Here is a 20,564-nt window from a genome sequence, read left to right as displayed (position 1 = left end):
CGAGCCTGCTCGCGATGGCGGTGGGTCAGACAACACTTTCTTCGACTGACACTCCGTCATCGCGAGCAGGCTCGCTCCCACAGGGGTTATGCGTTGTAGTGGTTTTTGCCCCAGGCCACCAGGCCTTGCAGCAATTCCTTGAGCACCACTTGCGTCGGTCCAGCCAGGTCCGGGCGGTAGCGGAACGGCTCGAACTCTTCCATGTACGTGCACTGCCCCAGCTCCAGCTGCACCGCGTGGATGTTTTCGGCCGGGTTGCCGTAATTGCGCGTGATGTGGCCGCCCTTGAAACGGCCGTTCAGCACATGGCTGTAATCGCCATGACGCGCGCAGATCGCTTCCAGTTGAGTGGCCAACTGCGGATCGCAACTGGCGCCGTTGAAGGTGCCGAGGTTGAAGTCCGGCAGCTTGCCGTCGAACAGGTGCGGGATGATCGAACGGATCGAATGCGCATCGAACAGCAGCGCGTAGCCAAACTCGGCTTTGAGTCGCGCCAGTTCGTTCTGCAGCGTGGTGTGATACGGCGTCCACACCTGCTCCAGATACGTCGCCCGTTCCGCCGCCGACGGTTCCATCCCTTCGCGGAACAAGGGAATGCCGTCAAACAGCGTCGCCGGATACAGACCGGTGGTGGCGCCGACATACAAAGGCTTGTCGTCCGATGGCCGGTTCAGGTCGATGACAAACCGCGAGTACTCGGCAGCCAGCGTGCTCGCGCCGAGTTCTGCGGCAAACTCATACAGCTTCGGGATATGCCAGTCAGTGTCCGGCAGGCTGCGTGCATCGGGGATCAACCCGGCCTCGACCGCCGGGGTCAGGCGCAGGCCGGCGTGGGGCATGCTGATCAGCAGCGGCACGCGGCCTTGTTTGAAGTTCAGAACCTTATCCACAACTGTTCTCCTAAACGCTTGTCTCGACGCCGTGACGCACGACGCGTTTTTCCAGGTCGCCGCCCAGCCAGTACGACAGGTCGGCGGGACGATCGATTTGCCAGGCGACGAAATCCGCGAACTTGCCGGCTTCCAGCGAACCGTGTGTGTCAGCCATGCCCAACGCGGTGGCGGCATGGATGGTCGCGCCGGCCAATGCCTCTTCCGGAGTCATGCGGAAACAGGTGCAGGCCATGTTCAGCATCAAGCGCAATGACAGCGCCGGCGAAGTGCCGGGGTTGAGATCGCTGGCGATGGCGATTTTCACGCCGTGTTTGCGCAGGGCGTCCATCGGCGGCAACTGGGTTTCACGCAGGAAGTAGAACGCACCCGGCAGCAGCACCGCGACGGTGCCGGACTTGGCCATGGCGATGGCGTCGTCTTCGGTCATGAATTCCAGGTGATCGGCCGACAGTGCGTGGTAGCGCGCCGCCAGGCTCGAACCGTGCAGCGACGACAGTTGTTCGGCGTGCAGCTTCACCGGCAGACCCAGTTCTTGCGCGGTGATGAACACGCGCTCGACCTGCGCCGGCGAGAACGCCAGGTATTCGCAGAACGCGTCCACCGCATCCACCAGCCCCTCGGCGGCCAGGGCCGGGAGCATCTCGGCGCAGATGTGATCGATGTAGTCGTCGGCGCGATCTGTGTACTCCGGCGGCAAGGCGTGGGCGGCGAGGCAAGTGCTGCGCACGCTGACCGGTAGCTCGGTGCCGAGGCGACGAATCACGCGCAGGATCTTGCGTTCACTGGCCAGGTCGAGGCCGTAGCCGGATTTCATTTCGACCGTGGTCACGCCGTCGCGCATCAGGCTTTTCAGACGCTTGGCGGCGCTGGCGAACAGCTCGTCTTCGGTCGCTGCGCGGGTGGCGCGCACGGTGCTGGCGATACCGCCGCCGGCCGCGGCGATTTCTGCGTAGCTGACGCCTTGCAGGCGCTGCTCGAACTCACCGCTGCGGTTACCGCCGAACACCGTGTGGGTGTGGCAGTCGATCAGGCCCGGGGTAACCCAGGCCCCTTTCAAATCGTTGACGGCCGGGTATTCCCCAGCCGGCAGCTCACTGCGCGGGCCGACCCACTCAATGTGCGCACCGGACGTCACGATGGCCGCGTCCTCGATGATCGAGTAGACGCCTTGCGCCATGGTTGCGACGTGGCAGTGTTGCCAGAGAGTTTTCATCCCGTAGTCTCCACATTATTCAAAATCGAATCGCAAGCAGGCTGGCTCCCACAGTGATGCGCAATACAACTGTGGGAGCCAGCCTGCTGGCGATGAGGCCCTTACAGGCTCGGCAGCAACTTCACCGACACCAGCTCATTCAGGCAACGCGTCGCCAACAGCTCGGTCGCCGCATTGATGTCCGGCGCAAAGAACCGATCCTTCTCATAAAACGGCACTTCGTTACGCAGAATCCCGCGAGCCTTTTCCAGCTTCGCCGAGCTCTTCAGACCTTCACGCAAATCCAGCCCCTGAACGGCCGCCAACCACTCCACCGCCAGAACGCCGCGAGTGTTTTCGGCCATTTCCCACAGACGCTTGCCCGCAGCCGGCGCCATGGACACATGGTCTTCCTGGTTCGCGGAAGTCGGCAGGCTGTCCACCGAATGCGGATGGGACAACGCCTTGTTCTCGCTGGCCAGTGCCGCGGCGGTCACTTGGGCGATCATGAAACCGGAGTTCACGCCGCCATTGGCCACCAGGAACGGCGGCAGTTGCGACATGTGCTTGTCCATCATCAGCGAGATGCGGCGTTCGCTCAGGGAACCGATTTCAGCAATGGCCAGGGCCATGTTGTCGGCGGCCATGGCCACCGGCTCGGCGTGGAAGTTACCGCCGGAGATCACGTCGCCTTCAGCGGCGAAGACCAGCGGGTTATCCGAAACGGCGTTGGCTTCAACGGCCAGCACTTCAGCGGCTTGACGGAACTGAGTCAGGCAGGCGCCCATGACTTGTGGCTGGCAGCGCAGGGAATACGGGTCCTGGACCTTTTCGCAGTTCTGGTGCGAATCGGACACTTCACTGCGCTCGCCCAGCAGATCGCGGTAAGCGGCAGCGGCGTCGATCTGGCCTTTCTGGCCACGGGCAGCGTGGATGCGCGCATCGAACGGCGAGCGCGAGCCCAGTACCGCTTCGACCGTCAGGGCACCAATGGCCACGGCGCCAGCGAACAGGTCTTCGCCTTCGAACAGGCCACGCAGCGCGTAGGCGGTGGAAACCTGTGTGCCGTTGAGCAGCGCCAGGCCTTCTTTTGCCGCCAGGGTCAGCGGCGTCAGACCGGCGATTTTCAGCGCTTCAGTCGCTTCCATCCACTCGCCTTTGTAGCGAGCCTTGCCTTCGCCCAGCAACACCAGCGACATGTGGGCCAAAGGCGCCAGGTCGCCGGAGGCACCGACCGATCCTTTCAACGGAATGTGCGGGTAAACCTCGGCGTTGATCAGCGCGATCAGTGCGTCGATCACGACGCGGCGAATGCCGGAGAAACCACGGCTCAGGCTGTTGACCTTGAGCACCATGACCAGGCGCACCAGTGCGTCGCTGATCGGCTCGCCGACACCGGCGGCGTGGGACAGCACCAGCGAACGCTGGAGGTTTTCCAGGTCTTCACTGGCGATGCGGGTCGAGGCCAGCAGGCCGAAACCGGTGTTGATGCCGTAGGCGGTGCGGTTTTCGGCGAGGATCTGTTCCACGCAGGCAACGCTGGCTTCGATCTGGGCCGAGGCGCTGTTGTCGAGGGTGATTTTGACCGGCTGCTGATAGATATCACGCAGTTGGGCAAGGCTCAGTTGGCCGGGAATCAGGTTTAGCGCAGTCACTTTTGTTCTCCTTTTGAGAGTCTTCTTGTTAACTAACCAGACGCTCCGGAAATGTCCGTTGTCCGTCGCTTCCCGCCTTGTGGGGGGCTGGCGCCTTGGCACGCTGGTTTGATGTGGAATCAGTTGAGGTTCGGTAACGCCTTGTGCAGCAAAATCGGGTCTTTCAACACGCCGGCAGCGGCGGCGATATCAGGTGCCAGCCAACGGTCCTGATCGTAGGCCGGGACGCGTTCGCGCAGCAGACGCCACGCGGTATCTGTGCCGGCGCCGAAGCGTTGCTCTTTCAGGAATTCAAACGCCTGAGCCGCCAGCAAGTACTCGATGGCAAGGATCTGCGTGCAGTTTTCCAGCGCACGATGCAGCTTCAGCGCCGCGTTGGTGCCCATGCTCAGGTGGTCTTCCTGCAGGCCCGAAGTGACGTAGTTGTCGAGCACCGCCGGTTGCGCCAATTGGCGGTTTTCCGCGCACAGCGAAGCGGCGACGTACTGGACGATCATCATCCCGGAATTCACCCCCGGATTCGCCACCAGGAATGCCGGCAAACCGCTGACGTGCGGGTTGATCAAACGGTCCAGACGGCGCTCGGCAATCGAGCCGATTTCGGCCATGGCGATGGCCAGCAAATCGGCGGCCATGGCCACGGACTGACCGTGCGGATTGGCCTGGGACATGATGCGGAAATTATCCGGCGTGCCCAGCAGCATCGGGTTGTCAGTGATCGAGTTGAGTTCGGTTTCGATCTGTTTGATCGCGTGCTCAAGCTGATCGCGAGCAGCGCCGTGAACCTGTGGGATCGAGCGGATGCTCAGTGCATCCTGCGTGCGAATGCCTTTGCTCGACGCGATCACTTCACTGCCATCGAGCAACGCCCGCAGGTTGAGGCCGACCAGCTGCATGCCCGGATGCGGTTTGAGCGCGATGATCTCGGCGTCAAACGCTGCGATCTGGCCACGCTGGGCTTCGAAGCTCATCGCACCGATCACGTCGGCCCATTGCACCAGGCGCATCGCATCGGCAATCGCCAGGCAGCTGAGGCCGGTCATGCACGGTGTGCCGTTGACCAGGCACAAGCCATCTTTGGCACCGAGCTGAACCGGTTGCAGACCTTCTTCAGCCAGGGCTTGCTGCGCGGAAACGATCTGCCCGCGATAACTCACATTGCCGACACCCAACAGCGCGATGCTGACATGAGCCATGTGGGTCAGGTAACCGACCGAACCCTGGGACGGCACTTGCGGGGTGATGCCGCGATTGAGCAGCGCCAGCAGGGCTTCGACCACCCGACGATGAATGCCGGAGTTGCCGTGGCTGTAGTTGCGGATCGCTGCGCACATGATCGCACGCGTCTGCTCGTCGGCCAGCGGAGCGCCAACGCCACAGGCGTGGCTGAGCAAGGTGTTGCGCGACAGCTGGCTGAGCTGTTCATCTTTGAGCGAGACGTTGCACAGCGCACCGAGGCCGGTGTTGACGCCATAAGCGCGCTCGCCGCTGGCGACGATGCGCTGGACGATGGCCTGGGCATTCTCGATGCGCGCCCAGGTCTGTGGCGACAGCTCAAGCTGCGCGCCATGGCGGGCGACGGCAACCACATCCTGCCAACGCAACGGGGCGTCGGCGATAACGATTTTTTCAGCCTGGGACATCCGGAGCCTCTTACCAATTCTGTTGACTACTGAAACCCTGTGGCGAGGGGATTTATCCCCGTTGGGCAGCGAAGCGGCCCCAAAACCTACCACCACAGTTTCTCAGGCATAACGCGTGTAATAGTTTTACGACTGCTACGCAGCCGAACGGGGATAAATCCCCTCGCCACAAAAGCGGTCAAGCTCAGACCACCGCCGCGCGACGCTGCACGAACCGATCCACATACTCATCCGCCGGCGAATGCAGGATCTCTCGCGGCGTACCCACCTGAATCAGGCGCCCGTCCTTGAGGATCGCAATGCGGTTACCAATCCGCACTGCCTCATCAAGGTCGTGGGTGATGAAAACGATGGTCTTGTGCAGGGTCTTTTGCAGTTCCAGCAACTGGTCCTGCATCTCCGCGCGGATCAGCGGATCAAGCGCACTGAATGCTTCATCCATCAGGATGATGTCGGTGTCCGCCGCCAAGGCGCGGGCCAGGCCCACACGCTGACGCATACCGCCCGAGAGCTGGTGCGGGTATTTGTTTTCGTAGCCCTTGAGGCCCACGGTGTTGATCCAGTGCAGCGCACGTTCGGAGCACATTTGTTTGCTTTCGCCACGCACTTTCAGGCCGTAGGCGACGTTGTCCAGCACGGTCTTGTGCGGCAGCAGGCCGAAGCTTTGGAACACCATGCTGATCTTGCGCCGGCGAAATTCGCGCAGGGCTTCCATGTCGTATTGCAGGATGTCCACGCCATCCACCAGAATCGCGCCGCTGGTTGGGTCGATCAGGCGATTGAAGTGACGCACCAGGGTCGATTTGCCGGAGCCGGACAGGCCCATGATCACGAAGATCTCGCCGCTACCGATGCTTAACGACAGGTCGTTCACGCCGACCACGCAGCCGGTCTCGGCCAGCACCTGATCCTTGGTCTTGCCCTGGCCAATCATGCCCAGCGCTTCCCTGGAACGGTTGCCGAAAATCTTGAAGACGTTTTTGACTTCGATTTTGCTGATGGCTTCGTTGTTCATTTGCTCACCTCATGCCGTGGCCGACCATACGCCTGAGTAATGCGGTCGATGACCACTGCCAGAATCACGATCGCCAGACCGGCTTCAAGGCCACGTCCGACGTTGAGGGTCTGAATCCCCACCAACACGTCTTCACCCAGGCCACGGGCACCGATCATCGAGGCGATCACCACCATCGACAGGGCCATCATGGTGGTCTGGTTGATCCCGGCCATGATGCTCGGCAGGGCCAGCGGCAGTTGCACGCCGAACAGTTGCTGCCAGCGGTTGGCGCCGAAGGCGTTGATTGCTTCCATCACTTCGCCGTCGACCTGGCGAATGCCCAGATCAGTCAGGCGGATCAGCGGCGGCGCAGCGTAGATGACGGTGGCGAAAATCGCCGGCACCTTGCCCAGGCCAAACAGCATCAGCACCGGGATCAGGTACACGAAACTCGGCATGGTCTGCATGATGTCCAGCAACGGCATCAGCACCGAACGCAGGCGATTGCTGCGTGCCGACAGAATGCCCAGCGGGATGCCGATCAGCACCGAAATCACCGTCGCGACCATCATCAGCGCCAGGGTCTGCATCAGCTTGTCCCAGAGGCCGACCGCGCCGACCAGGAACAGCAGGCCGACGATCACGGAAGTGGTCACGATTTTGCGGGTCGCGTGCCAGGCAACGCCCGCCACAATCGCCAGCATCAGCCACCAGGGCGCCGCACGCAGCAGCCCTTCAAGATTGACGATGGCCCACAACAGGGTGTCGGAGATATGCCGGAACACGTCGCCGTAGTTGGTGACCAGCGAATCGACCCAACTGTTGACCCAGTCGGCGATGGAAAAGGTAAAGCTTTCGGGAAACATAAGAGACTCTCAATCAAGGGGTTGCGATCAAGCATCCGACTGCCGCTCAGGGCAGTCGGAGACACTCAACCTACAAGGCCGCGTCGATCTTTTTGGCTGCGTCTTCGCTCACCCATGCGTGCCAGACTTCAGGATGTTCCTTCAAGAAGATCTTGGCCAGTTTTGGCGACTCGATCCGCTCTTTGGCCATGCGCCCGAGGTTCTGGTTGAGCAGGTCGATCGGCAGGTTGACCTTTTCCAGCACGGCCACCAGTTCCGGGGCTTGCTCGTGGAAGGTCTTGGACAGGCCGACCTTGATGGTCACGCTTTTGTCCACGCCTGGCTTTTCTTCAAGCTTGACCAAGTCGACCTGGCCCATCAGCGGGGTTGGCGACCAGTAGTAGAACAGGATCGGCTCGCCACGCTTGTAGCTCGACAGCACCGCGGCATCCAGCGCCGGGCCGGTGCCCGGACGGAAGTTGGTGTAGGTGCTTTCCAGGCCGTAGCTTTTCAGCATTTCGCTGTTGTCCAGCTCACAGGTCCAGCCGGCCGGGCAGTTGTAGAAACGGCCCTTGGCAGGCTCTTCCTGGTCCTTGAACACGGCGGCGTATTTGCCCAGATCGGCGATTGCTTTCAGGTCTGGGGCCTTGGGCTCCAGCTTGCGCTTGGCGTCGCCTTCGATCACGTAGCGCGGAACGTACCAGCCTTCGATTGCGCCAACGACCGGAGCGCCGACACCCACGACTTTGCCGGCCTTCTCGGCCTTGTTCCAGACTTCGCTGCGGCCGACCCACTCTTCGGCAAACACTTGAATGTCGTTGCTGCTCAGGGCGTTTTCCATGGTGATGGAGTTGCCCGGCAAGCTGTCGGTCTTGCAGTCGTAGCCCTTCTCCAACACGATTTGCATCACGTCGGTCAGCAGCATGCCGCTTTCCCAGTTCAGGCCGGCAAACTTCACCGGTTTGCCCGACTCGCACCAACCCGCAGCCTGAGTGGCGCCGGCGCTGGCGAGCAGGCCCATGGAAAGCAATGTGGTCAGCAGGGTCTTGTTCGATTTCATTGTAGTGACGCTCCTAATCATGAATTGGCTTACGGCAGTCAAGAGGCATCCAGCCCTGTCCACGTCCAATCAGGCCTGCGCCGCAGCGCGACCAGCCCCACTTGTTTTTTGTTCTGCAACGCTGCCCTGTTCAACCGGCAGAATCAGGTGATCGGGCACCGAGCCGTGCCATTTTTTTGCGCACACGTAATACAGGGCTGCGGGAATCACCAGACCAATGATCCAGGAAATATCCACACCACCCAGGGCGTCAACCAGCGGACCCGTATAAAACTTGGTGGCGATGAACGGCAATTGAACGAGTACACCGAAGACATAGACGCTGATCCCGAGGGCGTTCCAACGGCCGTAGCGACCGTTCGGATCGGCAAGCGCCGGCACGTCATAGCGTTCACGGGTGATGCAGTAGTAGTCCACCAGATTGATCGCGCTCCATGGCGTGAAGAACGCCAGCAGGAACAGGATGAACGACTTGAACGCACCGAGGAACGAGTGCTGACCGAGCAACGCCATCAGGGTCGCCGCACCGACGATGACCAGCACGAAGACCAGACGCTGCAAGCGCGAGACCTTCAGTTCACCACGGAAGCCGCTGATGATGGTCGCAATGCACATGAAACTGCCGTAGGAGTTGAGCGTGGAGATGGTGACCTTGCCGAACGCGATGCTGAAGTACAGCAGCGCTGCGGTGGCACCGGTACCACCCAGACCGACGATGTAGGCGACTTCGTGGCCGGCGAATTGGCCGTTGGCCGAAGCGGCAGCGAACACGCCAAGGACCATCGCCACCTGGGCGCCAATCACCGAACCTGCGCCTGCAGCGAAGAAGGTTTTCACCGATGAAACCTTGCTCGGCAGGTAGCGAGAATAGTCAGCCACATAAGGGCCGAAGGCGATCTGCCAGGATGCCGCGAGCGACACCGCGAGCAGGAAGCTGCTCCAGCTGAAGTGACGGATTTGCAGCAGTGCGCCAACGTCAACCTGACTGATCAGACGGCTGAACAGATAAACAAAGGCAATCACGCCAATGACACTGGCAACACGGCCTATCCAATGGATCACCCGATAACCGAGCACCGTGACCAGCACGATGACACTGGCGAAAAGGAGGATACCGACGGTGTCACTGACCCCGAACAACTGGCCCAGGGCCTGGCCGGAAAGCACGGTGCCCGTTGCGGTGAAACCGAGGTACATCAGACACACCAGCACGATCGGGATGGCCGCGCCATACACGCCGAACTGCACGCGGCTGGAGATCATCTGTGGCAGGCCAAGCTTGGGCCCTTGTGCGGCATGCAGCGCCATCACACCACCGCCGATCAGCTGGCCGATCAGCAAACCGATCAACGACCAGAACACATCACCGCCCAGTACGACGGCCAGAGCGCCGGTGACAATTGCGGTGATTTGCAGGTTGGCACCCATCCACAGGGTGAACTGGCTCAACAGACGACCGTGTCTTTCCGCTTCCGGGATGTAGTCGATCGAACGTGTCTCGATCAACGGTTTACTGCCTGCACGATCGTTGTTAACAGCCATGATTCAACCTCTGTGGATTGTTATTCTGGGTTGGTGCAACCCCTGTAGGAGCCGGCTTGCTGCGGGCGGCGCTCCGACGATGGCGGTTTGCCTGACACATCGGGGTGTCTGAATCGCCAGCAAGCCGGCTCCTACGGGGTATTGGCTTATTTGCCGGTGATCATCGGCAGGTTCAGCCCTTGTTCCTTGGCGCAGTCGATCGCGATCTGGTAACCCGCATCGGCGTGACGCATGACACCGGTCGCCGGGTCGTTGTGCAGGACGCGAGCGATACGCTCGGCCGCTTCGTCAGTACCGTCGCAGACAATCACCATGCCCGAGTGCTGGGAGAAGCCCATGCCGACGCCGCCGCCGTGGTGCAGGGAAACCCAGGTCGCGCCGCTCGCGGTGTTCAGCAGAGCGTTGAGCAGTGGCCAGTCGGACACGGCATCGGAACCGTCCTGCATCGATTCGGTTTCGCGGTTCGGGCTGGCTACGGAGCCGGAGTCCAGGTGATCGCGACCGATCACGATGGGCGCGGACAATTCACCGCTGCGAACCATTTCGTTGAACGCCAGACCGAGCTTGGCGCGCAGGCCCAGGCCAACCCAGCAGATACGTGCCGGCAGACCCTGGAAGCTGATGCGCTCGCGCGCCATGTCCAGCCAGTTGTGCAGGTGGGCGTCGTCCGGGATCAGCTCCTTGACCTTGGCGTCGGTCTTGTAGATGTCTTCAGCGTTGCCCGACAGCGCAGCCCAGCGGAACGGACCGATGCCACGGCAGAACAGCGGACGGATGTAAGCCGGTACGAAGCCAGGAAAATCGAATGCGTTTTCCACGCCTTCTTCCTGGGCCATCTGACGGATGTTGTTGCCATAGTCGAAGGTCGGAATACCCATTTTCTGGAATTCGAGCATCGCTTTGACGTGCACGGCCATCGATTGCTTGGCGGCTTTCACCACGGCAGCAGGCTCGGTCTTGGCGCGAGCGCGGTACTCTTCCCAGGTCCAGCCAGCCGGCAGGTAACCGTTGAGCGGGTCGTGGGCGCTGGTCTGGTCGGTGACCATGTCCGGGCGTACGCCGCGCTTGACCAGTTCCGGCAGGATTTCCGCCGCGTTGCCCAGCAGCGCGATGGAGATCGCCTTGCCTTCTTTGGTGTATTTCTCGATGCGGGCCAGCGCGTCGTCGAGGTCGGTGGCTTGCTCATCGACATAACGGCTGTTCAGGCGGAAATCGATGCTGACCTGCTGGCATTCGATGTTCAGCGAGCAAGCGCCGGCCAGGGTAGCGGCCAGAGGCTGAGCGCCGCCCATGCCACCGAGGCCTGCGGTCAGGACCCAACGACCTTTCAGGTCATCGTTGTAGTGTTGGCGACCGGCTTCGACGAAAGTTTCGTAGGTGCCCTGGACGATGCCCTGGCTGCCGATGTAGATCCAGCTGCCGGCGGTCATCTGGCCGTACATGGCCAGGCCTTTGGCGTCGAGTTCGTTGAAGTGTTCCCAGCTCGCCCAGTGCGGCACCAGGTTGGAGTTGGCGATCAGCACGCGCGGTGCATTGCTGTGGGTCTTGAACACGCCGACCGGCTTGCCGGATTGCACCAGCAGGGTCTCGTCGTCGTTCAGGTTGGTCAGGCTTTCGACGATCTTGTCGTAGCATTCCCAGTTACGTGCCGCACGACCGATACCACCGTAAACCACCAGTTCTTTAGGGTTCTCGGCGACTTCCGGGTCGAGGTTGTTCATCAACATGCGCAGCGGCGCTTCGGTCAGCCAGCTCTTGGCGGTCAGCTTGTTACCGCGCTGCGCACGAATTTCAACATCACGTCTTTTTGTAAAAGAGGCGGTAGTAGGTTTCTGGGTGTTGTCAGTCACGAAAAAGACTCCTCAGCGATCAATCCAAACCAACCCTGGCGGTGGGTAAGCCAGCCTGTGCGCGTCAAAGCGACACAAGCGAATCAGTGGACGTTGCGAGGAGTCTCGATCGACTCATACGCATACGTCTTTACTTGTACATACAAGCATATGCAATCAAGCGGCCAACTTGTTGGATGGGTGTTCAAGAAAAGTTTCTGGAAGGCTGGAAAGCCCTTGGATCAAGGGTTTTGGTGAAGATGAAATTTTTCGCGGGGGATTTTTCGGAGGGAAGAGAGCTGTTACTTGACCGAGGTTTTGCGCCACGCTGGGGCGTTCGGTAACAAAGTGGTGCGCATTCGGGAACAGGGAAAGATGGCTGCTTCGTGGCGAGGGGATTTATCCCCGTTGGGTTGCGAAGCGGCCCCAGAAAATGGGGCTGCTATGCAGCCCAACGGGGATAAATCCCCTCGCCACATTAGATTTCTTCAGCAGTTTATCAGCGTGCAGTCAGCTCGATCACACAGCACGGGCCAGTGCTGGAGATGTCCAACAGGCCGGTGTTACCGACGAGTTGCAGGCAATCATGACGACCCAATTGCTGGGTGCTGTTATCGACCTTTACTTCCAGCGCCTCGCTGACACTGAACACCAACACAGTTCCGGCTTCGCTGAAAAACCGCTGCTCGCCGTCCAGCCACTGCAACCGCGCGCTATAACGCTGCGGCGCATAAATCAGGTTGAAATCGCGAATCGGCCCGCCGAGCAATGTGCAGGACACCTGGCTCTCGCCACTAAAGGCGAATGGATCGAGCGGTAACAGTGAACGCGTGATCTGACCATCAACCGACAAGGACATGCCCTCGCCTTGCAACACGGTGATGATCCGCTCGTAACCGGCGAAGGTAGAAAAGCCGCCCGACTCACCGATATCGGCTATCGACAGACGCCAGCCGAAACCGTCAAGACCAGTGCCCGCATCGCGGGTGATTTCTTCAGTGCTGCCGCCACCGTTTTTCCACGGCATGCGCGGGTAATCAATGGCGCGTAAAACCTTTATCTGACTCATTTATGGCTCTCTATTTATGGAACCGACCTTCCAGACGATGACGGGAACCAGGGTGGATCAAACGAGCGGCGGTCACTGGCTGACGGCCGGACCACGTGCGGCGACGAATCAACAGGCACGGCTCGCCCTTTTCAATCTGCAGCAATTTGCACTCGGAGGCCTCGGCCAGAATCGCCTCGACTACGTGCTCGCCTTCAGTCAGTGGCGCGACCTGGTTCAGGTAGGCGTAAGGCGTTTGCAGGGTGAAGTCCTGCTTGAGGTAATCCGGCGCCACCAGCGCGTTGACGAAACGGTCTTCGATTTGCACCGGAATGTCGTTTTCGAAATGCACGATCAACGAATGGAAAACCCGCTGGCCTTCGCGCATGTCCAGGGCCAACGCGCGCTCGGAACCGGCGGCCTCTTCTTCGAGGGTGATCACCTTGCAGGTATGGCGATGGCCACGGGAGGCGATTTCGTCGGCGATGTTGTGCACTTCAAACAAGGCGGACTGGCTTTTCGGCTCGGCGACGAACGTGCCGACACCTTGCATGCGCACCAGCAGACCGTCGGCGGTCATCTCGCGCAGGGCGCGGTTGATGGTCATGCGGCTGAAACCGAGTTGGCTGACCAGCTCGCTTTCCGACGGAACGCGGTAGTGCGGCGGCCAGTTTCCACTGTCGATTTGCTGGGTGATCATCTGTTTGACGCGGGCGTACAAGGGCGCCGGACTGTCGCCCATATTCGCGGCCAACGGTGACACTGGGGGCGGAGTCGGCACGGTTAATCCTTGGTCGTTTAGTAAGAGTTGCTAGCTTGCCGGAGTTTACCGAGCAGGCAAACGTCTGTATATGTATATACAAATAACACACGATGGGGTGCTGAACCATGTCCGCCTTCTTTGCCGAACGCGCACTGCTGCCTAGTGGATGGGCCAACAATGTACGTCTTGAGGTCCGTGCCGATGGCGTGCTGACCCATATCCAGGCCGATTCCCACGCAGATGGCGCCGAACGGCTAAGCGGTCCGCTGCTGCCGGGGATGCCGAACCTGCACTCCCATGCCTTCCAGCGGGCCATGGCCGGGCTAGCGGAAGTGGCGGGTAATCCGAATGACAGTTTTTGGACCTGGCGCGACTTGATGTATCGCCTCGTCGGAAAAATCAGTCCGGATCAGCTCGGTGTGATCGCCCGTCAGCTGTACATCGAAATGCTCAAGGCCGGTTACACCTCGGTCGCGGAATTTCATTACGTGCACCACGACACCACTGGCCAGCCTTACGCCGACCCGGCCGAGCTGGCACTGCGTATCAGCCAGGCTGCCAGCTCCGCCGGTATCGGCCTGACTCTGTTGCCGGTGCTGTATAGCCATTCCGGTTTCGGCGGCCAGACCCCGAACGACGGTCAGCGCCGTTTCATCAACAGCACGGAAAACTACCTCACGCTTCAGTCGCGTTTGCAGCCGATCCTGGCGCAGCAACCGGCGCAGTCGCTGGGCTTGTGCTTCCATTCGTTGCGCGCGGTCACACCGCAGCAGATCAGCGAAGTGCTGGCGGCCAGCGACAAGCAGTGCCCGGTGCACATTCACATTGCCGAACAGCAGAAAGAAGTCGATGACTGCATAGCCTGGAGCGGCCGCCGACCGCTGCAATGGCTGTACGAAAACACCGAAGTCGACCAGCGCTGGTGCCTGGTCCACGCGACCCACGCCAACCCGGAAGAAGTCACGCTGATGGCCAAGAGTCGCGCCATCGCCGGCCTGTGCCTGACCACCGAAGCCAACCTCGGCGACGGAATTTTCCCGGCGGTGGATTTCCTCGCGCAGGGCGGACGCATGGGGATCGGGTCCGACAGCCATGTGTCATTGAGCGTTGTGGAAGAACTGCGTTGGCTGGAATACGGCCAGCGTCTGCGCGATCAGCGACGTAATCGCTTGTATGGCGCGGACCAGCCGATGGTCGGCCGCACGTTGTATGACGCTGCTCTGGATGGCGGCGCTCAGGCGCTGGGTCAGCCGATCGGCGCCTTGGAAGTTGGCAAGCGTGCCGACTGGCTGGTGCTGGACGGCAACGATCCGTACCTGGCAACAGCCAGTGGCGACGGGATTCTCAATCGTTGGTTGTTTGCCGGTGGCGATCGCCAGGTGCGCGATGTGCTGGTCAATGGCCAGTGGGTTGTGCGGGATGGGCGGCATGCCGCAGAAGAAGAAAGCAACCGCGCGTTCACTCAGGTCCTGCGCGACCTCCTCGGCTGACACAAAAATAAATGTGGGAGCTAGCCTGCTAGCGATAGGGCCATCAGCTTCAACAAGGATGTTGAATGACAGTCCGCCATCGCGAGCAGGCTCGCTCCCACACTGGATTTTCGCTGACCCGTCAGTTCGAGGTCTTGGCCATCTGCGTATCCGACGCGCGCCAGATCAACCGCGTGGTGTCGTAGCCCTGCTGACGCGCCTTGCTCAGCAGTTCTTCACGCACTACGCCGTTAACCGTCGGCGTCCGCGACAATAGCCACAGGTACTTGCGACTCGGATCGCCGACGATGGCGGTCTTGTAATCTTCGCTGACGTACAGCACCCAGTATTCCCCTTTCGCCACACCCGGCAGCAATCGCGAGAACCAGGTATCGAACTCGACCCACAATTTGTCGGTCTTGCCCGGTACTTGCGGATAAGCCGTACCCTTGGCCTCCTCCCATTGCCAATTCGCTGTCAGGCAGCGGTTGTGTACCAACACGTTGCCATCAGGCTTGAGCGTGTAATGGGCTTCGGATTGCGCGCAGTTGCGCTGGAAATACATCGGCAGGCGGGCCAACTCGTACCAGGTGCCCTGGTATTTCTTGAGATTGACGCTGTTGACGGTTTTCGGCGCCAACGGATCTGTGCCAGAAGTGGCGCAGCCGGCCAATACCAGGCCGGCAAAAAGGAGTATCAATAACCGCTTCATTGTTTTTCTCCCGTGGGCATTTTGCCCCGGATTACTTCAGGCCTTGGCCGGAAAACATCAGTACTTTGTCACCGGCGTACTGCACGCTGATAAAGCTGTTCTTGTCACCCCAGGTGCAACTGGACATGCCGAGCGCGCCCGAGCAATCACTGGCTTTGCCCAGCAAGGCTTCAACGTCTGCCTTGGGCATGCCGGCCGACAGCTTCGAGTAATTTTCCTGATTGACCTTGCTGCATGCGGCCAACAACACGCAGAACGAGAGCAAGGCGATAGATCGCAGCGACATGGTGTAGCTCCTGGGGCGAAGGGGAATGGCATGGGCTGCCAAGCAGAAGCTTAGAAGAGAAAACCCCCATCTGGTTCCCCGGCCGCGCGGCTATTTATCGGGCCGCTCGTCTGCCTTTTTCCGAAAATTCAGCCACTTTCCTGCGCCGTTGAGTATTTCGTCGGTTTTCACCAAAAGATGCCTAATCTTTGGCGCTGAGCAGTCGACATAGAAGCAGCGCAAAGCCCTCGACTGTGGCAAATTGACGCCCCTCGCTGACCAGTCCCTCCGCGGTAGTGCATTTAATGACCAGAAACATGAAATTCAGCCACAAGATCCTGCTGGCAGCCGCCCTCGTGGTCGCTGTTGCGTTCGCCTGCTTTATCCTGTTCAACGACTACCGCCAGCGCCAGACCTTGCGCAGCAGTACCGAATCCTCGATGCAGGAACTCGGCAGCCTGACCACCAGCAACATCCAGACCTGGCTGGAAAGCCGCATGCAGTTGCTGCAATCGCTGTCACAGCAGATCGCCGTGGACGGCAGCGCACCGGCCAGCCTCAAGCGCGCCATCGATTTGCCGGCCTACACCGGTAACTTTCAACTGAGCTATTTCGGTGGCACTGACGGCGTGATGTTCTCGATCCCGGCCGGCAATCGTGCAGCTGACTACGATCCGCGGGCCCGTGGCTGGTACAAGGCGGCCAACAGCGCGCAGCAGACTATCGTCACCGAACCTTACATCGCTGCTTCATCCGGCAAGCTGGTGATCACCGTCGCCACACCGGTGCAGCATCAGAGCCAGATGATCGGCGTCGCCGGTGCGGACATCGACCTGTCGAGCGTCAGCGCAATCATCAACTCGCTTAATTTCGGCGGACACGGCCATGCGTTCATCGTCAGCGCCGACGGCAAGATCCTGATCCACCCGGACAGCAAACTGGTGCTCAAGAGCCTCGCCGAGGCCTACCCGAACGGCGCGCCGAAAGTCAGCCCGGGCCTGAAAGAAGTCGAGCTCGACGGCAAGACCCAGTTCATCTCTTTCACCCACGTCAACGGTGTGCCCTCGGCCGACTGGTACGTGGCGCTGGTACTGGACCAGGACACCGCGTTCGCGATGCTCAGCGAATTCCGCACCTCGGCGATCATCGCCATGGTCATCGCCGTGGTGATCATCATCGCGCTGCTGGGCATGCTGATCAGCTTCCTGATGCAGCCGCTGCTGACCATGGGCCGCGCCATGCATGACATCGCCGAAGGCGAAGGTGACCTGACCAAACGCCTGACCATTCATGGCCAGGACGAATTCGGCGCACTGGGCACCTCGTTCAACCGCTTCGTGGAGCGTATTCACACCTCGATCCGTGAAGTGTCCTCGGCCACCGGCCAGGTCAACGAAGTGGCGCTGCGTGTGGTGGCAGCCTCGAACTCGTCGATGTTCAACTCTGATCAGCAAGCTTCACGCACCAGCAGCGTGGCAGCCGCGATCAACGAACTGGGCGCCGCTGCCCAGGAAATCGCCCAGAACGCCGCCCTCGCCTCCCAGCATTCGAGCGACGCCCGCGCCCTGGCCGAAGACGGTCAGCAAGTGGTGGATAAAACCATCGCCGCGATGCAGCAGCTGTCGGCGAAGATCAGCGACTCGTGCGGCAACATCGAGACGCTCAACAGCAACACGGTGAATATCGGGCAGATTCTGGAAGTGATCACCAGCATCTCGCAACAGACCAACTTGCTGGCCTTGAACGCGGCCATCGAAGCGGCCCGTGCCGGTGAAGCCGGACGCGGTTTTGCCGTGGTCGCGGACGAGGTGCGCAACCTCGCCCACCGCACGCAGGATTCGGCGCAGCAAGTGCAGAAGATGATCGAGGAACTGCAAGTTGGCGCCCGTGAAGCGGTGAGCACCATGACCGACAGCCAGCGCCAAAGCGAAAGCAGCGTCGGCATCGCCAACCAGGCGGGCGAACGCCTGGGCAGCGTGACCCAGCGCATTGGCGAGATCGACGGGATGAACCAGTCCGTGGCGACAGCGACTGAAGAGCAGACCGCTGTGGTGGAGTCGATCAACGTCGACATTACCGAGATCAACACGCTGAACCAGGAAGGCGTGGAGAACTTGCAGTCGACATTGCGCGCGTGTGCGGATCTTGAACAGCAAGCGGCGCGGCTTAAGCAGTTGGTGGGTAGCTTCAGAATCTAAGCCGCTCTCACTGGCCTCATCGCCAGCAGGCTGGCTCCCACAGGGGATTTGTGAACGACACAAACCAAATGTGGGAGCCAGCCTGCTGGCGATGGCGGCATCAGCCGAAAGAAAAATCTACAACCGGACGACAACAAACGCTGGTCGCCGCAGCCTGACACCGGACTGAATTAAGACTAAACTCGGTCCTACTCAAACTGGCGAGGCTAACTTCATGAAGCTTTCATCTCAAATCAAGCCGATCAGCTACCTGAAAAGCCATACAGCTGAAATTGTCAAAGCACTCACTGAGAGCCGCGAGCCGTTGGTGATCACCCAAAACGGTGAAGCCAAGCTTGTCGTCATGGACGTAAAAAGTTTCGAAGAGCAGGAAGACGCCATGGCCCTGCTCAAACTCCTGGCGATGGGAAATCGTGAAGTAGAAGAAGGCAAGTTTCGCGATGCCGAGGATGTCTTTGCAGAACTGGACAGGGCTGACCATCAATGAGTTTAAAGGTCGTCATTCTTCAGTCTGCCGAGATAGACCTGAAAGAACTTCGTACTTATCTCACCAAACAGTTTTCTACCCAAACCTGGCAAAGCACCTACACCGATCTGAAGACTGTCATCCGCAATTTGGGTGTACAGCCCTATGCAGGATCGATCCCGGAAGAAATCGAGAAACTTAATCTCAGCCAATATCGACAAATCCTGTCAGGGATGAACCGGATCATCTATGAGATTCGTGGCCAGACGGTCTATGTCCACATCATTGCCGACACACGCAAGAGTTTGCCAACACTGTTGATGAAGCGGCTGCTACAAGGGTAAATGAGAGCTTGGGGCGCGTTTAGAAACGCGAGCCAGGCGTACTCAGAAACGCCAGTTCTTCAGTCGTAGACTCCCGCCCCAACACCTCATTCCTGTGCGGAAACCGCCCAAACCGCGTGATCACCCGCTGATGCTTCTCGGCATAGCTCAGATAATCGGTAAACAGTTTCCGATCCGCCTCCGGCTGCTGCGCAACCAGCTCGATATAGCGCGAAACCGCCTCGTTCTGCACCGCCAGGTTCTCGCAATGCTCAAACACCAGGTAGATGAATACCCGCTCAATCGGCCGCAACTGCCGATCGAAATCCGCAGCAATGCCTTGCGCGACCAGTGCCTGAGCCCTGAGATCGCCTGAAAAGGATTTGGGAGTGTCGCGATAGATCATTCGCGGGAGTTGATCGAGTAGCAGCACCAGGGCCAGCCAACCTTCGGGGCGTTGCGCCCAGTCAGTCAATCCGCCGGCCAGTGCCTGCTCGACCCAGTCCCCGAAACGCGTCTGCGCCTCGAGGTCCTGGCTGTCGCGCTTGCCGAACCATAACTTGCCCTTGTCAGCCGCTATGTCGTGGGGGGATTCGAGGGTTCCGAACCACCATTCGAGCAACGGCTGCCAGGGCGCGGTCATGGTTTATTCCTTATGGTAAGCCGTGACGCGTGCAACTTCTTCTTTCGAGCCGAGGAACACCGCTACGCGCTGGTGCAGGCCTTCTGGCTGAATGTCGAGGATGCGCTGGTGACCGTCGGTGGACGCGCCGCCGGCCTGCTCAACCAGGAACGACATCGGGTTGGCTTCGTACATCAAACGCAGTTTGCCCGGCTTCGACGGCTCGCGGCTGTCGCGTGGGTACATGAACAGACCGCCACGGGTCAGGATACGGTGCACGTCGGCAACCATCGCGGCGACCCAGCGCATGTTGTAATTCTTTTTCAGCGGGCCTTCATCGCCAGCCAGCAATTCGTCGACATAGCGTTGTACCGGAGCTTCCCAGTGACGCTTGTTGGACGAGTTGATTGCGAATTCCTGCGTGGACTCCGGGATCGTGATGTCTTCATGGGTCAGTACGAAGCTGCCCATTTCACGATCCAGGGTGAAGCCTTTGACGCCATTGCCCAGGGTCAGCACCAGCATGGTCTGTGGGCCGTAGATCGCGTAACCGGCGGCAACCTGCTGAGTGCCTGGCTGCAGGAAGGCCTTTTCGTTCAAAGGCTCGTTCTGGGTCAGGTATTCGTTCGGGCAACGCAGCACCGAGAAGATCGTACCGACCGGCGCGTTGATGTCGATGTTCGACGAACCGTCCAGCGGGTCGAACACCAGCAGGTACGCGCCTTTCGGGTATTTGCCCGGGATCTGGTAGGCATTGTCCATTTCTTCGGACGCCATGCCGGCCAGGTGACCGCCCCATTCGTTGGCTTCGAGCAGGATGTCGTTGGACATCACATCAAGCTTCTTCTGCACTTCACCTTGGACGTTTTCAGTGCCCATGCTGCCCAGAACGCCACCGAGGGCGCCCTTGGATACGGCGTGGCTGATTTCCTTGCAAGCACGCGCCACCACTTCGATCAGGAAACGCAGATCGGCAGGGGTGTTGTTGCTACGGGTCTGCTCAATCAAATAGCGACTCAGGGTAACGCGGGACATGGAAGGC

General features: G+C 60.1%; 19 protein-coding genes and 1 pseudogene. 5 read left to right on the top strand and 15 right to left on the bottom strand.

The features are described 5' to 3' along the window. Nucleotides 1-86: 86 nt before the first annotated feature. From hutG to hutC, 11 genes are all read right to left on the bottom strand, one after another. Nucleotides 87-890 carry an N-formylglutamate deformylase gene (gene hutG, locus ACRC4F_RS08415; protein ID WP_438658890.1) on the bottom strand — a complete coding sequence of 268 codons (804 nt, stop codon included), beginning with the start codon at nt 888-890 and terminating at the stop codon, nt 87-89. 10 nt (nt 891-900) lie between these two features. After that, nucleotides 901-2,106 carry an imidazolonepropionase gene (hutI, locus tag ACRC4F_RS08410; RefSeq protein WP_438658889.1) on the bottom strand — a complete coding sequence of 402 codons (1,206 nt, stop codon included), beginning with the start codon at nt 2,104-2,106 and terminating at the stop codon, nt 901-903. Nucleotides 2,107-2,207: 101 nt separating this feature from the next. After that, nucleotides 2,208-3,740 (bottom strand): histidine ammonia-lyase, encoded by a 1,533-nt coding sequence (hutH, locus tag ACRC4F_RS08405; protein ID WP_438658888.1) that lies wholly within the window; start codon nt 3,738-3,740, stop codon nt 2,208-2,210. 119 nt (nt 3,741-3,859) lie between these two features. Beyond that, the gene (gene hutH / locus ACRC4F_RS08400) at nt 3,860-5,383 is read right to left on the bottom strand and encodes a histidine ammonia-lyase (RefSeq protein ID WP_438658887.1); all 1,524 of its coding nucleotides are present in this window, start codon (nt 5,381-5,383) and stop codon (nt 3,860-3,862) included. Nucleotides 5,384-5,567: 184 nt separating this feature from the next. Further along, nucleotides 5,568-6,398 carry a quaternary amine ABC transporter ATP-binding protein gene (locus tag ACRC4F_RS08395; RefSeq protein ID WP_438658886.1) on the bottom strand — a complete coding sequence of 277 codons (831 nt, stop codon included), beginning with the start codon at nt 6,396-6,398 and terminating at the stop codon, nt 5,568-5,570. Further along, nucleotides 6,395-7,246, bottom strand: coding sequence for an ABC transporter permease (locus tag ACRC4F_RS08390; protein WP_438658885.1), 852 nt, complete (start codon nt 7,244-7,246; stop codon nt 6,395-6,397). Before ACRC4F_RS08390 ends, ACRC4F_RS08395 begins: the two co-directional genes overlap by 4 nt. Nucleotides 7,247-7,316: 70 nt before the next feature. Then, complete coding sequence (locus ACRC4F_RS08385; protein WP_438658884.1) at nt 7,317-8,285, bottom strand: ABC transporter substrate-binding protein; 969 nt, start codon at nt 8,283-8,285, stop codon at nt 7,317-7,319. A gap of 69 nt (nt 8,286-8,354) precedes the next feature. Next, the gene (locus ACRC4F_RS08380) at nt 8,355-9,827 is read right to left on the bottom strand and encodes a purine-cytosine permease family protein (protein ID WP_438658883.1); all 1,473 of its coding nucleotides are present in this window, start codon (nt 9,825-9,827) and stop codon (nt 8,355-8,357) included. A gap of 146 nt (nt 9,828-9,973) precedes the next feature. After that, entirely contained in the window at nt 9,974-11,677 is a 1,704-nt protein-coding gene (gene hutU, locus ACRC4F_RS08375) for a urocanate hydratase (protein ID WP_438658882.1), read from the bottom strand. A 478-nt stretch (nt 11,678-12,155) separates the two neighbouring features. Continuing rightward, nucleotides 12,156-12,725 (bottom strand): HutD/Ves family protein, encoded by a 570-nt coding sequence (locus ACRC4F_RS08370; protein WP_438658881.1) that lies wholly within the window; start codon nt 12,723-12,725, stop codon nt 12,156-12,158. 10 nt (nt 12,726-12,735) lie between these two features. After that, nucleotides 12,736-13,446, bottom strand: a complete 711-nt coding sequence (gene hutC / locus ACRC4F_RS08365) for a histidine utilization repressor (RefSeq protein WP_154505298.1) — start codon at nt 13,444-13,446, stop codon at nt 12,736-12,738. A gap of 146 nt (nt 13,447-13,592) precedes the next feature. On the opposite strand from hutC, the gene ACRC4F_RS08360 reads away from it, so the two are divergent. Next, on the top strand, nt 13,593-14,957 hold the full coding sequence (locus ACRC4F_RS08360) for a formimidoylglutamate deiminase (RefSeq protein ID WP_438658880.1): 1,365 nt from the start codon (nt 13,593-13,595) through the stop codon (nt 14,955-14,957). 121 nt (nt 14,958-15,078) lie between these two features. Here the strand turns inward: ACRC4F_RS08360 and ACRC4F_RS08355 are convergent, their stop codons facing one another. Continuing rightward, nucleotides 15,079-15,648, bottom strand: a complete 570-nt coding sequence (locus ACRC4F_RS08355; RefSeq protein WP_438658879.1) for a lipocalin family protein — start codon at nt 15,646-15,648, stop codon at nt 15,079-15,081. Nucleotides 15,649-15,679: 31 nt separating this feature from the next. Further along, nucleotides 15,680-15,934: a hypothetical protein gene (locus ACRC4F_RS08350; RefSeq protein ID WP_438658878.1), complete on the bottom strand. Its 255-nt coding sequence runs from the start codon at nt 15,932-15,934 to the stop codon at nt 15,680-15,682. 284 nt (nt 15,935-16,218) lie between these two features. Between ACRC4F_RS08350 and ACRC4F_RS08345 the strand changes: the two are divergent. The 4 genes and pseudogenes from ACRC4F_RS08345 to ACRC4F_RS08330 form a co-directional block, all read left to right on the top strand. Then, a pseudogene (locus ACRC4F_RS08345) lies at nt 16,219-17,253 on the top strand (HAMP domain-containing protein); the annotation flags it as partial. Nucleotides 17,254-17,346: 93 nt separating this feature from the next. Beyond that, nucleotides 17,347-18,111 carry a methyl-accepting chemotaxis protein gene (locus tag ACRC4F_RS08340; protein WP_370694726.1) on the top strand — a complete coding sequence of 255 codons (765 nt, stop codon included), beginning with the start codon at nt 17,347-17,349 and terminating at the stop codon, nt 18,109-18,111. Between the two features lie 214 nt (nt 18,112-18,325). Further along, nucleotides 18,326-18,598, top strand: a complete 273-nt coding sequence (locus ACRC4F_RS08335; protein ID WP_438658877.1) for a type II toxin-antitoxin system Phd/YefM family antitoxin — start codon at nt 18,326-18,328, stop codon at nt 18,596-18,598. After that, entirely contained in the window at nt 18,595-18,921 is a 327-nt protein-coding gene (locus ACRC4F_RS08330; RefSeq protein WP_438658876.1) for a type II toxin-antitoxin system RelE/ParE family toxin, read from the top strand. The genes ACRC4F_RS08335 and ACRC4F_RS08330 overlap by 4 nt, the downstream gene beginning before the upstream one ends. Nucleotides 18,922-18,940: 19 nt before the next feature. On the opposite strand, the gene ACRC4F_RS08325 is transcribed toward ACRC4F_RS08330, so the two are convergent. Both ACRC4F_RS08325 and ACRC4F_RS08320 read right to left on the bottom strand, forming a co-directional pair. Then, nucleotides 18,941-19,543, bottom strand: coding sequence for a DUF924 family protein (locus ACRC4F_RS08325; RefSeq protein WP_438658875.1), 603 nt, complete (start codon nt 19,541-19,543; stop codon nt 18,941-18,943). A 3-nt stretch (nt 19,544-19,546) separates the two neighbouring features. Beyond that, nucleotides 19,547-20,557: a class 1 fructose-bisphosphatase gene (locus tag ACRC4F_RS08320; protein WP_438658874.1), complete on the bottom strand. Its 1,011-nt coding sequence runs from the start codon at nt 20,555-20,557 to the stop codon at nt 19,547-19,549. Between the last annotated feature and the right edge of the window lie 7 nt (nt 20,558-20,564).

This window comes from Pseudomonas sp., assembly GCF_051660785.1.
Taxonomy (GTDB): domain Bacteria; phylum Pseudomonadota; class Gammaproteobacteria; order Pseudomonadales; family Pseudomonadaceae; genus Aquipseudomonas.
This window is presented reverse-complemented; position numbering and strand designations above follow the sequence as displayed.

Excerpts from the sequence above, each read along its gene's own strand:
- hutI (WP_438658889.1), bottom strand. The coding sequence starts at position 2,106 with ATGAAAACTCTCTGGCAACACTGCCACGTCGCAACCATGGCGCAAGGC.
- hutH (WP_438658887.1), bottom strand. The coding sequence starts at position 5,383 with ATGTCCCAGGCTGAAAAAATCGTTATCGCCGACGCCCCGTTGCGTTGG.
- ACRC4F_RS08395 (WP_438658886.1), bottom strand. The coding sequence starts at position 6,398 with ATGAACAACGAAGCCATCAGCAAAATCGAAGTCAAAAACGTCTTCAAG.
- ACRC4F_RS08390 (WP_438658885.1), bottom strand. The coding sequence starts at position 7,246 with ATGTTTCCCGAAAGCTTTACCTTTTCCATCGCCGACTGGGTCAACAGT.
- ACRC4F_RS08385 (WP_438658884.1), bottom strand. The coding sequence starts at position 8,285 with ATGAAATCGAACAAGACCCTGCTGACCACATTGCTTTCCATGGGCCTG.
- ACRC4F_RS08380 (WP_438658883.1), bottom strand. The coding sequence starts at position 9,827 with ATGGCTGTTAACAACGATCGTGCAGGCAGTAAACCGTTGATCGAGACA.
- ACRC4F_RS08370 (WP_438658881.1), bottom strand. The coding sequence starts at position 12,725 with ATGAGTCAGATAAAGGTTTTACGCGCCATTGATTACCCGCGCATGCCG.
- hutC (WP_154505298.1), bottom strand. The coding sequence starts at position 13,446 with ATGGGCGACAGTCCGGCGCCCTTGTACGCCCGCGTCAAACAGATGATC.
- ACRC4F_RS08360 (WP_438658880.1), top strand. The coding sequence starts at position 13,593 with ATGTCCGCCTTCTTTGCCGAACGCGCACTGCTGCCTAGTGGATGGGCC.
- ACRC4F_RS08355 (WP_438658879.1), bottom strand. The coding sequence starts at position 15,648 with ATGAAGCGGTTATTGATACTCCTTTTTGCCGGCCTGGTATTGGCCGGC.
- ACRC4F_RS08350 (WP_438658878.1), bottom strand. The coding sequence starts at position 15,934 with ATGTCGCTGCGATCTATCGCCTTGCTCTCGTTCTGCGTGTTGTTGGCC.
- ACRC4F_RS08340 (WP_370694726.1), top strand. The coding sequence starts at position 17,347 with ATGTTCAACTCTGATCAGCAAGCTTCACGCACCAGCAGCGTGGCAGCC.
- ACRC4F_RS08335 (WP_438658877.1), top strand. The coding sequence starts at position 18,326 with ATGAAGCTTTCATCTCAAATCAAGCCGATCAGCTACCTGAAAAGCCAT.
- ACRC4F_RS08330 (WP_438658876.1), top strand. The coding sequence starts at position 18,595 with ATGAGTTTAAAGGTCGTCATTCTTCAGTCTGCCGAGATAGACCTGAAA.
- ACRC4F_RS08325 (WP_438658875.1), bottom strand. The coding sequence starts at position 19,543 with ATGACCGCGCCCTGGCAGCCGTTGCTCGAATGGTGGTTCGGAACCCTC.
- ACRC4F_RS08320 (WP_438658874.1), bottom strand. The coding sequence starts at position 20,557 with ATGTCCCGCGTTACCCTGAGTCGCTATTTGATTGAGCAGACCCGTAGC.